Source organism: Streptomyces recifensis, from assembly GCF_002154615.1.
In the GTDB taxonomy this organism is placed as follows: domain Bacteria; phylum Actinomycetota; class Actinomycetes; order Streptomycetales; family Streptomycetaceae; genus Streptomyces; species Streptomyces griseoluteus.
Map to the genome: position 1 here is coordinate 1 of NZ_MUNH01000255.1, position 14,040 is coordinate 14,040.

16 protein-coding genes are annotated in these 14,040 nt (G+C 70.4%); 13 read left to right on the forward strand and 3 right to left on the reverse strand.

Annotation, left to right across the window (positions count from 1 at the left end; genetic code table 11):
• The 6 genes from CCN33_RS15350 to CCN33_RS15375 all read left to right on the forward strand — a co-directional run.
• Positions 1–816: polysaccharide deacetylase family protein (locus CCN33_RS15350; RefSeq protein ID WP_483027243.1), on the forward strand; the 816-nt coding region annotated here is incomplete at its 5' end.
• Between the two features lie 103 nt (positions 817–919).
• Positions 920–1,510, forward strand: coding sequence for a TlpA family protein disulfide reductase (locus CCN33_RS15355; RefSeq protein ID WP_208621764.1), 591 nt, complete (start codon positions 920–922; stop codon positions 1,508–1,510).
• A 1-nt stretch (position 1,511) separates the two neighbouring features.
• Positions 1,512–2,285 carry a cytochrome c biogenesis CcdA family protein gene (locus CCN33_RS15360; protein ID WP_208621765.1) on the forward strand — a complete coding sequence of 258 codons (774 nt, stop codon included), beginning with the start codon at positions 1,512–1,514 and terminating at the stop codon, positions 2,283–2,285.
• Positions 2,286–2,288: 3 nt separating this feature from the next.
• On the forward strand, positions 2,289–3,980 hold the full coding sequence (gene resB / locus CCN33_RS15365) for a cytochrome c biogenesis protein ResB (RefSeq protein WP_086694181.1): 1,692 nt from the start codon (positions 2,289–2,291) through the stop codon (positions 3,978–3,980).
• A complete protein-coding gene (gene ccsB / locus CCN33_RS15370) occupies positions 3,977–5,077 on the forward strand; it encodes a c-type cytochrome biogenesis protein CcsB (protein ID WP_086694182.1) in 1,101 nt (366 codons plus the stop codon). Before resB ends, ccsB begins: the two co-directional genes overlap by 4 nt.
• Before the next feature lie 25 nt (positions 5,078–5,102).
• A complete protein-coding gene (locus CCN33_RS15375; protein WP_086694183.1) occupies positions 5,103–5,498 on the forward strand; it encodes an SRPBCC family protein in 396 nt (131 codons plus the stop codon).
• Positions 5,499–5,513: 15 nt separating this feature from the next.
• On the opposite strand, the gene CCN33_RS15380 is transcribed toward CCN33_RS15375, so the two are convergent.
• The 3 genes from CCN33_RS15380 to CCN33_RS15390 form a co-directional block, all read right to left on the reverse strand.
• Positions 5,514–6,908 (reverse strand): condensation domain-containing protein, encoded by a 1,395-nt coding sequence (locus CCN33_RS15380; RefSeq protein ID WP_086694184.1) that lies wholly within the window; start codon positions 6,906–6,908, stop codon positions 5,514–5,516.
• Between the two features lie 138 nt (positions 6,909–7,046).
• Positions 7,047–7,505 (reverse strand): nucleoside deaminase, encoded by a 459-nt coding sequence (locus CCN33_RS15385; RefSeq protein ID WP_086694185.1) that lies wholly within the window; start codon positions 7,503–7,505, stop codon positions 7,047–7,049.
• A 136-nt stretch (positions 7,506–7,641) separates the two neighbouring features.
• The gene (locus CCN33_RS15390) at positions 7,642–7,917 is read right to left on the reverse strand and encodes a PLD nuclease N-terminal domain-containing protein (RefSeq protein WP_086694186.1); all 276 of its coding nucleotides are present in this window, start codon (positions 7,915–7,917) and stop codon (positions 7,642–7,644) included.
• A gap of 75 nt (positions 7,918–7,992) precedes the next feature.
• Here CCN33_RS15390 and CCN33_RS15395 point away from each other — a divergent pair, with 75 nt between their 5' ends.
• The 7 genes from CCN33_RS15395 to CCN33_RS15425 all read left to right on the forward strand — a co-directional run bounded on the left by CCN33_RS15395 (position 7,993) and on the right by CCN33_RS15425 (position 13,776).
• A complete protein-coding gene (locus CCN33_RS15395) occupies positions 7,993–9,450 on the forward strand; it encodes a menaquinone biosynthesis decarboxylase (RefSeq protein ID WP_086694187.1) in 1,458 nt (485 codons plus the stop codon).
• A complete protein-coding gene (mqnP, locus tag CCN33_RS15400) occupies positions 9,447–10,346 on the forward strand; it encodes a menaquinone biosynthesis prenyltransferase MqnP (RefSeq protein WP_086694188.1) in 900 nt (299 codons plus the stop codon). The genes CCN33_RS15395 and mqnP overlap by 4 nt, the downstream gene beginning before the upstream one ends.
• 75 nt (positions 10,347–10,421) lie before the next feature.
• Positions 10,422–11,069 (forward strand): UbiX family flavin prenyltransferase, encoded by a 648-nt coding sequence (locus tag CCN33_RS15405; protein ID WP_086694189.1) that lies wholly within the window; start codon positions 10,422–10,424, stop codon positions 11,067–11,069.
• A 67-nt stretch (positions 11,070–11,136) separates the two neighbouring features.
• Positions 11,137–11,592, forward strand: coding sequence for an Lrp/AsnC family transcriptional regulator (locus tag CCN33_RS15410; protein ID WP_018543802.1), 456 nt, complete (start codon positions 11,137–11,139; stop codon positions 11,590–11,592).
• A gap of 62 nt (positions 11,593–11,654) precedes the next feature.
• Positions 11,655–12,818: an aminofutalosine synthase MqnE gene (gene mqnE, locus CCN33_RS15415; protein ID WP_086694190.1), complete on the forward strand. Its 1,164-nt coding sequence runs from the start codon at positions 11,655–11,657 to the stop codon at positions 12,816–12,818.
• A 51-nt stretch (positions 12,819–12,869) separates the two neighbouring features.
• Positions 12,870–13,394, forward strand: a complete 525-nt coding sequence (locus tag CCN33_RS15420) for a GNAT family N-acetyltransferase (protein ID WP_086694191.1) — start codon at positions 12,870–12,872, stop codon at positions 13,392–13,394.
• A gap of 94 nt (positions 13,395–13,488) precedes the next feature.
• On the forward strand, positions 13,489–13,776 hold the full coding sequence (locus CCN33_RS15425) for a DUF4229 domain-containing protein (protein ID WP_086694192.1): 288 nt from the start codon (positions 13,489–13,491) through the stop codon (positions 13,774–13,776).
• The last annotated feature ends 264 nt before the right edge of the window (positions 13,777–14,040 follow it).

Genomic DNA, 14,040 nt, shown 5'->3' on the forward strand with positions numbered 1-14,040 from the left:
ATCGGCACCCACTTCAACGGGCACTTCTGCGGCGGCTCCGGCACGGTCGGCAACTGGACGCCCGCCCAGTGGCGCAGCGAGATCGAGCAGGCCAAGAAGTTCGTCAAGGAGTGGCGCACCAACACCGGCTGGACCGACCTGGCCGCGCTGCCCTTCGACTACGACAAGGAACTCGTCGGCGGCCGCACCCCCTGCCTGCTCGGCCAGGACAACCTGCTGCCCACCGCCCGCGAGCTGGGCTGGCGCTACGACGCCTCCTCGCCCGGCGGCCGCCAGATGTGGCCGGTCAAGCGCCAGGGCATCTGGGACCTTCCGCTCCAGCAGGTGCCGTTCCCCGGACACTCCTTCGAGGTGCTGTCCATGGACTACAACATGCTGGCCAACCAGTCGGTCAACTCCACCAAGGCCCCCTCCTACAACTATCCGGGCTGGCGCAAGCAGTCGGCGCAGGCGTACATCAGCGGCTTCCAGCGCGCGTACGAGACCAACCGGGCGCCGTTCTTCATCGGCAACCACTTCGAGGAGTGGAACGGCGGGATCTACATGGACTCCGTCGAGGAGGCGTTCAAGCACATCGCGCGCGAGAAGGAGAAGGGCGCCGATGTGCGGCTGGTCTCCTTCCGGCAGTTCACCGACTGGCTGGACGTCCAGCGGCCCGAGGTGCTGGAGAAGCTGCGCACCCTGGAGGTCGGCCAGAAACCGGCGGGGGGCTGGAAGGGCTTCCTGGCCGACGGCACGGGCGGCACGGGCGGCACGGGCGGCACGGGCGGCACGGGCGGCGCGGGCGACAAGAGCGCCGCTCCGGACGCCGCGTGACGATACGTCCGTAATGCCCGGTGTAAATGCCCCCTGAAAGGCGCTTTTCGACTCGGCAGGGGGCCGGGCGAAACCGCCGGAACCGCCATGCGAAACTTTTCACATGAGTACCCGTAGCCGCGCCGCCCTGCTCGGTGCCGTGGCCGCCGCCGCGGCCCTGACCCTGTCCGCGTGCGGCAGCGGCGGGACCTCCGGCGGTGGCGGCGACACCAACTTCGTCACCGGCCACAACGGCATAGACACCGCCGCCAAGAGCGAGCGCGCCAAGGCCCCCGCCCTGTCCGGCAGGACGATCGACGGCAAGACCCTCGACGTCGCCGGCTACAAGGGCAAGGTCGTCGTCCTCAACGTCTGGGGCTCCTGGTGCGGACCGTGCCGGGAGGAGGCCAAGTACTTCTCCAAGGTCTCCAAGGCGTACGCCGGCAAGGGCGTGCAGTTCGTCGGGATCAACACCCGCGACACCAGCACCACCCCGGCCCTCGCCTTCGAGAAGGCCAACGGGATCACGTACCCGAGCCTGTACGACCCGACCGGCAAGCTGATGCTGCGCTTCCCCAAGGGCACGCTCAACCCGCAGCTCATCCCCTCCACGCTGATCCTGGACCGGGACGGGAAGGTCGCCGCGCGGGCGCTGGAGGCGCTCGACGACACGGCGCTGCTGAAGATGCTCAAGCCGGTCCTGGCGGAGAAGTGACGTGAGCGCCCTGCTGACGCTCGCCGCCGTGACGAGCCGCAACGAGACCGTGCTCAACGGCGCCCTGCTGCTCGCCCTGCCCGTCGCGGTGCTGGGCGGGCTGGTCTCCTTCTTCTCGCCCTGCGTGCTCCCGCTGGTCCCCGGCTACCTCTCCTACGTGACCGGTGTCACCGGCACCGACCTCGCCGACGCCCGGCGCGGCCGGATGACGGCGGGGGCCACCCTCTTCGTGCTCGGCTTCACCGTGGTCTTCGTCTCCGGCGGCGCCCTGTTCGGGTACTTCGGGCAGACGCTCCAGGGCTACAAGGACGTGCTCACCCACGTCCTCGGCGTCCTGATGATCCTGCTCGGCATCTTCTTCATGGGCCTGATGCCCTGGCTGACCCAGCGCGAGTTCCGCTTCCACAAGCGCCCCGCGACCGGCCTGATCGGCGCGCCGGTGCTCGGCGCGCTCTTCGGGATCGGCTGGACGCCCTGCATCGGCCCGACCCTGGCGTCCGTCGTCGCCCTCTCCTCCCAGCAGGCGAGCGCGGGCCGGGGCGCGATACTGACCGTCGCGTACTGCCTCGGGCTCGGCGTGCCCTTCGTGCTCACCGCGATCGCCTTCCGCAAGGCGCTCGGCGCCTTCGGCTGGGTCAAACGCCACTATGTCTGGGTGATGCGCGCCGGCGGCACGATGATGATCGTGACCGGCGTGCTGCTGCTGACCGGTGCCTGGGACAGCCTGGTGCAGGAGATGCAGACCTGGTCCGACGGCTTCTCTGTGGGGATCTGAACGATGAGCGACACCGAAACCGAGCAGAGCCGGGACCAGGAGGGTCTCGGCGCGGCCGGCGCCCAGCTCTCCACCGCGCCCCAGGAGGACACCGGCACCCTGCCGGGCCTCGGCGTCATCGGCTGGGCCCGCTGGTTCTGGCGGCAGCTCACCTCCATGCGGGTCGCGCTGCTGCTGCTCCTGCTGCTCTCCCTCGGCGCGATCCCCGGCTCGCTGATCCCGCAGACCGGCGCGGACGCGAACAAGGTCGAGGCGTTCCGGGCGGCGCACACCACGCTGGCGCCGGTCTACGACAGGCTCGGGCTGTTCCACGTGTACAGCTCGGTGTGGTTCTCCGCGATCTACATCCTGCTGTTCGTCTCCCTCATCGGCTGTATCGTCCCGCGCACCTGGCAGTTCGTCGGCCAGCTCCGCGGCCGCCCGCCGGGCGCCCCGCGCCGCCTGGACCGGCTGCCCGCGTACACCACCTGGCGCACCACCGCCGACCCCGAGCAGGTACGCGCCGACGCGCTCGCCCTGCTGAAGAAGCGCCGCTTCCGCGCCCACGCCGACGGGGACGCGGTCGCCGCCGAGAAGGGGTACCTGCGCGAGCTGGGCAACCTGGCCTTCCACATCGCGCTGATCGTGCTGCTGGTCGCCTTCGCCTCCGGCCAGCTGTTCAAGTCCGACGGCACCAAGCTGGTGGTCGAGGGCGACGGTTTCTCCAACGCGCTGCCGATGTACGACGACTTCAAGTCCGGCAGCCTGTTCCGCAACGACGACCTGGTGCCGTTCAGCTTCGACCTCAAGGACTTCAAGGGCACCTACGAGCTGTCCGGTCCCAACCGCGGCACCCCGCGCACCTTCGAGGCGAAGATCGACTACAGCGTGGGCGCGGACGGGAAGACCCGCGCCAAGACGGTCCAGGTCAACCAGCCGCTGAAGATCGACGACTCCAAGGTCTACCTGGTCAGCCACGGTTACGCGCCCGTCATCACCGTCCGCGACGGCAAGGGCCAGGTGGTCTACAGGGACGCCGTGCCGCTGCTCCCGCTGGACGGCAACGTCACCTCCCAGGGCGTCGTCAAGGTCATGGACGGCTACCACGACGCCAAGGGCCGGTACGACCAGCTCGGCATCCGGGCCTTCTTCCTGCCGACCTACGGCGGCGGGGCCTCCGTCCTCTCCCAGTTCCCCGCGCTGCTGAACCCGGTGCTCAACCTGGAGCCGTACCACGGCGACCTGGGCGTGAACTCGGGACTGCCGCAGAGCGTGTACCAGCTCGACAAGAAGCACATGAAGGGCTTCAAGGACGACCAGGGCAAGCAGCTCCGGGCCAACCTGAAGCCCGGGCAGACCATGAAGCTGCCCGGCGGTGCCGGCACCGTCACGTTCGAGAAGGACGTCAAGGAATGGGCCGGCTTCCAGATCGTCCAGGAGCCGGGCGGCGCCTGGGCCCTGGGCGGCGCCGTCGCCGCGATCCTCGGCCTCGCCGCGTCCCTCTTCATCCAGCGCCGCCGGATCTGGGTGCGGGCCGTGCGCGGCGCCGACGGGGTCACGGTGGTCGAGATGGCCGGGCTCGGCCGCAGCGAGTCCGCCAAGGTCCCCGAGGAACTGGGCGACCTCGCCGGAACCCTCTACGACCGGGCGCCGGGCGCCCCCGACACCCACGAAGACGCATCCCACGCCGTACCTGCCGAAGGGGCTGAGCAGTGACTCTCGCCGCCGCAACCGACCTCGCCGCCGCGACCAACGAGCATCTGGCGAGCATCAGCAACACGCTCATCTACTCCTCGATGGCCGTGTACACGCTGGCCTTCTTCGCCTACATCGCCGAGTGGCTGTTCGGCAGCCGCAGCAAGGTCGGCCGCACGGCCGCCGCGCTCACCGCCGACACCAAGCCGGCCAGGAGCGCCCCGGCCGTGGCCGTGAAGCGGGCGGGCGGCACCACCGTGCTGGAACGCCCGCAGGTCGTCGTGCGCTCCGTCGCCGGTGCCCGTGACGTGCCGGACGGGCCCGGTGCCCACGGCGGGGACGCCCAGGGCGACATGTACGGCCGGATCGCGGTCTCCCTCACCGTGCTCGCCTTCCTGGTGGAGCTGGCCGGTGTGGTCGCCCGCGCGGCCTCCGTGCAGCGCGCCCCCTGGGGCAACATGTACGAGTTCAACCTGACCATCTCCACAGTCGCGGTCGGCGTGTACCTGGGCCTGCTCGCATGCAAGAAGAACGTCCGCTGGCTCGGCCTGTTCCTGACCACCACCGTCCTGCTGGACCTCGGCCTCGCCGTCACCGTGCTCTACACCGCCAGTGACCAGCTCGTCCCGGCGCTGCACTCGTACTGGCTGTACATCCACGTCTCCACCGCCATCTTCTGCGGCGCGGTGTTCTACGTGGGCGCGGTCGCCACGATCCTGTACCTCTTCAAGGACTCCTACGAGAACAAGCTGGAGAGCGGTGGCACGCCGGGCACCTTCGCCCGCTCGGTGCTGGAGCGGCTGCCCGCCTCCGCCTCGCTGGACAAGTTCGCCTACCGGGTCAACGCGGCCGTCTTCCCGCTGTGGACGTTCACGATCATCGCGGGCGCGATCTGGGCGGGCGACGCCTGGGGCCGGTACTGGAACTGGGACCCCAAGGAGACCTGGTCCTTCATCACCTGGGTCGCCTACGCCTGCTACCTGCACGCCCGCGCCACGGCCGGCTGGAAGGGCCGCAAGGCCGCCTACCTGGCGATGATCGCCTTCGGCTGCTGGCTGTTCAACTACTACGGCGTCAACATCTTCGTCACCGGCAAGCACTCGTACGCGGGCGTCTGAGCGCGGGGTCGTAGACACTGGGGGCATGCACGGTTCCATCGAACAGGGCATGAGCCAGACGCACGGCAACACGCACATCCGGCACTTCCTGGTGCGGCTGCCGAGGTCCATGGAGGAGGTCTGGCCCGCGGTGGCCGAAGCCGAGGGCCTCTCCGCCTGGTGCACCCCGGTCGACGTGCTCGAACCCCGCCTGGACGGCATGGTCGCGCTGCGCGACCTGGGCGCCGGGCGGATCACCGCCTGGGACGTGGACCGGGTCGCGGAGTACACCGTCGAGGGCGGCGGCCGTCTCCGCTTCCACCTCGAACGGGACGGTGAGCGGGGCAGCACCCTGCGCTTCACCCACGAGTACCAGGGCGAGGGCGCCACGGAGACGGAGTGGCGCAACCGTTTCGAACGCCTGATCGAGCAGCTGGACTAGCCGGCCCCGCCCCGCTCAGGCGGGCAGCGCCGACATCAGGTCCCGCAAGCGCTCCACGTACAGGCCCATGTTCTTGGCGGCCACGTCCGTGTCGGGGTGGCGGCTGGCCAGCCAGAGGCCGTCGTGGACGCGGTTGACCCAGACGCACACCTGGTCGCCGTAGGAGACCCGCAGCAGGGCGTGGGCGTTCTGCTCCGTCCAGCGGGCGGCGCCGGGGATGCCGCGGGTGTCGACGAAGGAGACGATCGAGTACAGGTCCGGGGAAGTGGGCCGGAAGTCCGCCCCGAGCAGGCTCAGCACCCGGGCCAGCGGCATCCGGGCCAGGGTGCGGTTGGCCTGGAGCTGCGCCCGCACCGCCCGCAGGGTGGCGGCCAGGTCGGGCGCGTGGTCCAGCGGCACCTCGATGGGGGCGCCGCCGACGAACCAGCCGACCGAGTCGCTCCACTGCGACTTCACCCGGGTGTGGAACGGCACCACCGTCCGGTACACCGACTGCTCGCCCAGCTCCTGCACGATCAGCGCGGTCGCCGCCAGCAGCCCGACCAGGCTGCCCCCGTACGGCCGGCAGTACGCCTCGAACGCGGCCGCGGCCTCCGCGTCCACCAGCGGCTCGCAGATCATCCGCTGCGGGGGCAGAGACCCGCCCGGCTCCACGCCCAGCTCCACCGGGAACGAGGGCAGCGTGCCGTCGCAGCGGCGGATGAACTCCCGCCAGCGGGCCACCGTCTCGTGCTCGCCGTCCAGCCGGTCCGCGTCCGCCCGCTCGATCTCGCAGAAGTCCACGTAACTGGCGGCCGGGGTGCGCACCACCGGCCCGCGCCCCTGGAGGCCCGCCGTGTACAGCTCCTCGATCTCGGCCGGGATGCCGTGCAGCGAGTAGGCGTCCACATTGCTGTGGTCGAAGGCGAGGAAGACGGTGGCCGAGTCGTCCCGGACCACGGCCGCGTAGATCAGGTTGGGCCAGCGCAGCGCGTCCGCGACCGTGTCGAAGCGGGACTGGAGATGCGCGGTCAGCGCGGCCGCGTCCGTGAACTCGCCCCCGGCCTCCCGGTGCAGGGTGACGTCCCCGGCGTCCAGGGTGAAGCGGCGCAGCTCCTGCCCGTCCGCACCGGCCCAGCGGAAGCCGCTGCGCAGTGTCTCGTGCCGGACCGTCCAGGCCCGCAGGGACTCCTCGAGCACATCGAGGTCGACCGGTCCGGCCAGGTCGAAGGAGGTGCCGAGCCAGGTCGGCACGAAGAGGCCGTCCTCCCGGACGTGCCGGGCCGTGCGGATGTGCGACTCCTGGATGTAGGCGGGCGGGCGGGAGTCCTCCGGCAGGCCGTGCGCCGTGGCGACGGTCGCCGGACTCAGCGTCCACTCGACGAGCCGTCCCGGCCGGACCTCGCAGCGCTGGATGTCAGTGATTCGCACGCGTCTCCGATCGCAGAAGGGGACCCCGGTGTGGTGGGGCCCCCGTCAAGGGAATGCCGTCGCACGCGGTGGAGACATGCCCGCGCGGGGCTTTTCAGCGGAACGGATGGCGGGCCGAACGCGTGACCGTGCGCGCCGTCAGCCCCCGGCGAACCCGATGTCCTCGTGCCACAGTCCGGGATTCCCCGCGACGAACTCCCGCATCAGCGCGCCGCATTCGGGATCGTCCAGCAGTACGACCTCCACCCCGTGCGCGGCCAGCCACTCGTGCCCGCCGCTGAAGGTCCCCGCCTCCCCGACCACCACCCGCGAGATCCCGAACTGCCGCACCAGCCCGGAGCAGTACCAGCACGGCGACAGCGTGGTCACCATCGTCGTCCCCCGGTACGACGGGCGCCGCCCCGCGTCCCGGAAGGCCGCCGTCTCCGCGTGCGTCGCCGGGTCCCCGTCCTGCACCCGGCGGTTGCGCCCCCGCCCGAGCACCTCACCCCGGGAGCCGTAGAGCGCGGCCCCGATCGGGATGCCGCCCTCCGCCTGTCCCGCCCGCGCCTCTTCGACGGCGGTACGCAGCCAGTCCCGCGCCAGCTCCAGATCCATGGGGGCACTGTCCCCGGCGCGGCACGGCAGCCAAACCCGCCTGCGCCTCCCCCCACGGGGAGCCGAGTTGGAGGCGCGCTTCCCCGGACCGCTGGAGCTGGCCCTCAGGGACGGCTGAACGCTGCCGCCCGCCGGGTCACTCCGTACCCGGCTCGTCCTTCTTCAGGGAGCGCAGGAAGTCCGGGTTGTCGTCGGGGGCCACCCAGGTCGGGGCCGGACCGGCCGGGCGGCGGACCTTGCCCGTGATCAGCCAGGCCAGCGGTCCGACCAGGACCTCGCCGAAGAGCAGGACGATGAACACCCAGGCCACCTTCGGCAGGTGGCGGACCTCGTCCTCGGGGGTGTTCAGACAGTCCACGAACGCGTAGATCCACAGGGCCAGGACCAGCAGGAACGGCAGATACCTGAGCATGGTCGCGCGATCTCCCCACGGTGTGGACGGCCCCGGTGACCGGGCCAGCGTAGCCGGTGGCCGATACTGGGACACATGGCTTACGACGATCTTCGCTCCCTGCTGCGGGCGCTGGAGCGCGAGGGAGACCTCAAGCGCATCAAGGCCGAGGTCGACCCATACCTGGAGGTCGGTGAGATCGTCGACCGCGTGCAGAAGGCCGGCGGACCGGCGCTGCTCTTCGAGAACGTCAAGGGCTCCGCGATGCCCCTGGCGATGAACGTCTTCGGCACCGACCGCCGCCTGCTCAAGGCGCTCGGGCTCAAGTCGTACGCGGAGATCTCCGACAAGATCGGCGGGCTGCTGCGGCCCGAGCTGCCGCACGGCTTCGTCGGTGTCCGCGAGGCGTTCGGCAAGCTCGGCGCGATGGCGCACGTACCGCCGAAGAAGGTCAAGGGCGACCACGCGCCCGTCCAGGAGGTCGTCCTCACCGGTGACGACGTGGACCTGGACATGCTCCCGGCCCTGTTCACCTGGCCCCAGGACGGCGGGTCCTTCTTCAACCTCGGGCTCACCCACACCAAGGACCCCGACACCGGCGTCCGCAACCTCGGTCTGTACCGGCTCCAGCGGCACGACAAGCGCACCATCGGCATGCACTGGCAGATCCACAAGGACAGCCGGAACCACTACGCGGTCGCCGCGCGCCGGGGCGAGCGGCTGCCGGTCGCCATCGCCTTCGGCTGCCCGCCCGCCGTCACCTACGCCTCCACGGCGCCGCTGCCCGGCGACATCGACGAGTACCTGTTCGCCGGGTTCATCGCGGGCAAGCGGATCGAGATGGTCGACTGCAAGACCGTTCCGCTCCAGGTGCCGGCCAATGCCGAGGTCGTCATCGAGGGATGGCTGGAGCCGGGCGAGATGCTGCCCGAGGGGCCCTTCGGCGACCACACCGGGTTCTACACCCCGCAGGAACCGTTCCCCGCACTGAAGATCGACTGCGTGACGATGCGGAAGCGCCCGCTGCTGCAGTCCATCGTGGTCGGCCGTCCGCCCACCGAGGACGGGCCGCTCGGCCGCGCCACCGAGCGGTTCTTCCTGCCGCTGCTGAAGATCATCATCCCGGACATCGTGGACTACCACCTCCCCGAGGCGGGCGGCTTCCACAACTGCGCGATCGTCTCGATCGACAAGAAGTACCCGAAGCACGCGCAGAAGGTGATGTCCGCGATCTGGGGGGCGCACATGATGTCGCTGACCAAGCTGATCGTGGTCGTCGACTCCGACTGCGACGTGCACGACCTGCACGAGGTCGCCTGGCGGGCGCTGGGCAACACCGACTACGCCCGCGACCTGGTGGTCGCCGAGGGCCCCGTCGACCATCTCGACCACGCCTCCTACCAGCAGTTCTGGGGCGGCAAGGCGGGCATCGACGCGACGAAGAAGCTGCCCGAGGAGGGCTACACCAGGGACGGGGGCTGGCCGGAGATGGTCCTGTCCGACCCCGCCACGGCGGCGCTGGTCGACCGGCGCTGGAAGGAGTACGGGCTGTGAGTACCGCTGCCGCCGTCCCGCAGCCGGGGCGCACCAAGGCCTTCCTGCGCCTGGTGATGATCGAGCACTCGGTCTTCGCGCTGCCCTTCGCGTACATCGCCTCGCTCACCGCCATGTACCAGTGGGACAGGAACATCCACTGGGCGCGGCTGCTGCTGGTCACCGTCTGCATGGTCGGCCTGCGCACCTTCGCCATGGCGGTCAACCGGATCATCGACCGCGAGATCGACGCCCGAAACCCGCGCACCGCCCACCGCGAGCTGGTCACCGGCGCGATGTCGGTCCGGCACGCGTGGACGGGGGCGCTGGTCGCGCTGGTGGTCTTCCTCGGCTCGGCCGCCCTGCTCAACCCGCTGTGCCTGGCGCTCGCGCCGATCGCGGTGATCCCGATGGTGGTCTATCCGTACGGCAAGCGGTTCACCAACTTCCCCCAGGCGATCCTCGGTCTCGCGCAGGCGATCGGCCCGGTCGGCGGCTGGCTGGCGATCACCGGCACCTGGTCCTGGGACGCGGTGATCCTCGGCTTCGCGGTCGGCATCTGGATCGGCGGCTTCGACCTGATCTACGCCTGCCAGGACGTGGAGACCGACCGCGAGGTCGGCGTGAAGTCGGTCCCGGCCCGCTTCGGCGTCCCGGCCGCCATCCGGGGCGCGCGGGTCTGCCACGCGATCACGATGGCCCTGTTCGTCTGGTACGCCGTCCTCACCCACGCGGGCCCGTTCTTCTGGCTCGGCCTGGTCATCGTGGGTTCGGCCTTCGTCTACGAACACCGCATCGTCCGCCCCCACGACCTGTCCCGCCTGAACCGGGCGTTCTTCCAAGTCAACGGGTTCATCGGGATCGCGCTGTTCGTCTGCGCGCTGCTCGATCTGCTCGTACGGGGGCTGACGGTCTGACCAAGGCCCACCCGGCCTGAGCACAGTGCGTCACGCCGGTACTCTCAAGGTGTGAACGCAGGACAAACGCAGCGCGTGCCTTGGATCGTGGGGGTTTCGGGAGCTTCCGGGACGCCGTACGCGGCGGCGGTGCTGCGGGCGCTGCTGGAGGCCGGGGAGGACGTCGACCTGGTGGTCAGCCGGGCCTCGCGGCTGACGCTGCTGGACGAGACGGGGATCTCGTTCCGGGACGCCCACTGGCGCGAGGACCTCGGGGACTGGCTGGCGCGGGGCGCCGACGGCAAGCCGGACACCTTCGAGCCGGACCTCGGCCGGGTGCGGTACTGGAACGCGGGCGACCTCGCGGCGGGACCGTCCTCGGGGTCCTACCCGGTCAAGGGCATGCTGATCGTGCCGGCGTCGACCGCGTGCGTCGCGGGGGTGGCCCTCGGCCTGTCCAAGGACCTGCTGCAGCGGGCGGCGAGCGTGACGCTGAAGGAGCGCAGGCCGCTGGTGGTGGCCGTGCGCGAGACCCCGCTGAACGGGCAGACCCTGCGCCAGCTCGTCGCGCTGGACGACGCCGGGGCGAGCGTGGTCCCCGCCTCTCCGGCCTTCTACGCGGGCGCCACCCACATCCAGGACCTGGTGGACTTCGTCGCCGGCCGGGTGCTGGACGCGGCGGGCGTGCGGCACGGCCTGTACCGGCGCTGGAAGGGCGAGCTGGGCGGCGGGCAGGACAAGTAGGCGTGCAGGGCAAGTAGCGGTACCTCATATCTCTACGGCGAATTTCACACCGGAAGGCTTCGATCGCATGGACGCGGTGGACAGGCAGCTCATCCAGGCCCTGAGGGAGAACGGCCGGGCCTCGTACGCGGAGCTGGGGCGCCTCGTCGGCCTGTCGGGACCCAGCGTCACCGACCGCATCAACCGGCTGGAGGCGGCCGGGGTCATCACCGGTTACCGCGCCACGGTGGACGCGGCCTCGCTGGGCCTGGGGGTCACCGCGCTGATCGGCATCTCGCTGTCCGACGCCGCCGACCACGAGGACGTGGCCCGCAGGCTGAAGGACCTCACCGAGATCGAGGACTGCTGGTTCATCGCCGGTGACGACTCCTTCATGCTCAAGGTCCGCTCCTCCGACGTGGACGGTCTGGAGAAGACGATCCGCCGGCTGAGCGGCACCAAGGGCGTCTCCCGCACCCGCACCACGATCGTGCTCTCCACCAAGTGGGAGAACCGGGTCGGGGAGCTGCCCGAAGAGGTGTAGCCGCGGGGGAACGCGGGTGCGGGGGAGTACCGTTGGTCAGGTTGTCGTGGAAAGGTGTTGGTATGGACGTCGGACTCAAGCGCGAGCTGGAGGACAAGGTCCGCTCCGGTGAGCGGCTGACCCGTGAGGACGGCATCGCGCTCTACGAGTCGGACGACCTGGCGTGGCTCGGCGGCCTCGCCCACGAGGTGCGCACGCGCAAGAACGGCGACGTGGTCCACTTCAACGTCAACCGTCACCTCAACATGACCAACGTGTGCACGGCGTCCTGCGCCTACTGCTCGTTCCAGCGCAAGCCGGGCGAGAAGGACGCGTACACGATGCGCATCGAGGAGGCCGTGAAGCTGGCCAAGGCGATGGAGTCGGAGAACCTGACCGAGCTGCACATCGTCAACGGCCTGCACCCGAACCTGCCGTGGCGCTACTACCCGCGCTCGCTGAGGGAACTGAAGGCCGCGCTGCCGCACGTCTCGCTGAAGGCGTTCACGGCCACCGAGATCCACCACTTCGAGACGATCTCCGGGCTGAGCGCGAGCGAGATCCTGGACGAACTCATCGACGCCGGGCTGGAGTCGCTGACCGGCGGCGGCGCCGAGATCTTCGACTGGGAGGTCCGCCGGCACATCGTGGACCACCGCACGCACTGGGAGGACTGGTCCCGTATCCACCGCCTGGCGCACGAGAAGGGTCTGAAGACCCCGTGCACCATGCTGTACGGGCACATCGAGGAGCCCCGGCACCGGGTGGACCACGTGCTGCGGCTGCGCGAACTCCAGGACGAGACCGGTGGTTTCCAGGTCTTCATCCCGCTGCGCTACCAGCACGACTTCGTGGACATGAAGGACGGCAAGGTCCGCAACCGCCTCCAGGCGCGCACCCAGATGGCGACCGGCGCGGAGGCGCTGAAGACGTTCGCCGTCTCCCGGCTGCTGTTCGACAACGTGCCGCACGTGAAGGTGTTCTGGGTGATGCACGGCGTGCAGACCGCCCAGCTCGCCCTCCAGCACGGCGCGGACGACATGGACGGCTCGGTCGTCGAGTACAAGATCACGCACGACGCGGACAACTACGGCACGCCGAACAAGCTGACCCGTGAGGACCTGCTCGACCTGATCCGCGACGCGGGCTTCCGCCCGGTGGAGCGCAACACCCGGTACGAGATCATCCGCGAGTACGAGGGCCCGGACCCGCTGCGCCGGGAGACCCCGCAGGCGATGCGCGTCTGACGTCACGGACGCTGGTTGAGACGGGGCCGAGGTAAGGACTACCTTGGCCCCGTGTCTCTTACCTTCACCCTGGACCCCGCCGTCACCCCCGAGCTGCGCGACGGCCTGCTCGGCCTGTGGGCCGACGTCACCAACGCGGGCGGCGCCGTCGGCTTCGTGGCGCCCGCCACCGTCGAGGGCATACGTCCCGAGCTGGTCCGGTCGCTGGCCCGGCTCGCCCAGGGGCACAGCAGGCTGCTGGTCGGGCACGACGAGGAGGGGCGCGTCGCCGCGACCGCGTTCCTCACCTTCAACACCCACCGGCTGATGGGCCACTGGCTCTGGCTGTACACGGTGATGGTCCACCCCAAGCACCAGGGTCTCGGGTACGGCCGCGACCTGCTGGCGGCCGCCGCCGACGCCGCGCGCGGGATCGACGGCATCGAGGCGATACGGCTGGGCTGCCGGGGCGGTCTGGGCCTGGAGCGCTTCTACGCCTCCTGCGGCTACCGCGAGGTGGGCCGGGTACCGGACGCCATCCGGGTCGCGCCCGGCGAGTACCGCGACGACGTCACCATGCTGCTGACCCTGCGCTGAGCCCGCCCACCCCCTGCCAAGATCGGGTACGGGGCGTGCTTCACTGGACGGTGCACGCCTTTGGGGCCGAAACGACACGGAAGAGTGGATTGAGATGCTCCGCTACACGCTGATGCGCCTCGGCGTCTTCGCCGGTTGCCTCGTGGTCGCCTGGGGAGCCGTCTACTCCGGGATCTTCCCGCGCGGGTTCGGCGCCTCCAACCTCTTCTGGATCGTGCTGCTCGCCATGATCCTCTCGGCGCCCATCAGCTGGGTGGTGCTGCGCAAGGAGCGCGAGCGGGCCTCGGTCCAGGTGGCCGGCCGGGTGGAGCGGATGAAGGCCAACCTGGACGCCAACCGCAACCAGGAGGACGCGGCCGAGACGGCCGGCCGGGCTTCCTGACTCCGGCCGGGAAGCGGAACATCCCTCACCAAACCTCCGGGACTGCACACATCCGGTGCCGTACCACCGCCCGATGCGCACAGGGTCACCACAGGTGCCTCGTACGATCGCCAGCCTGACGGCGGCGCACCGGTGCGACGGACGGCCGCCCTGAACGCCCCGGTGCGCGGGGCGCGTATGTCATGCAGCAAGCAGTACGCCGCTGCACGTCCCAGGAGCCGCCCGTGACCGCCCCGTACCCCAACGCCCCCGTCTCACCCGCCC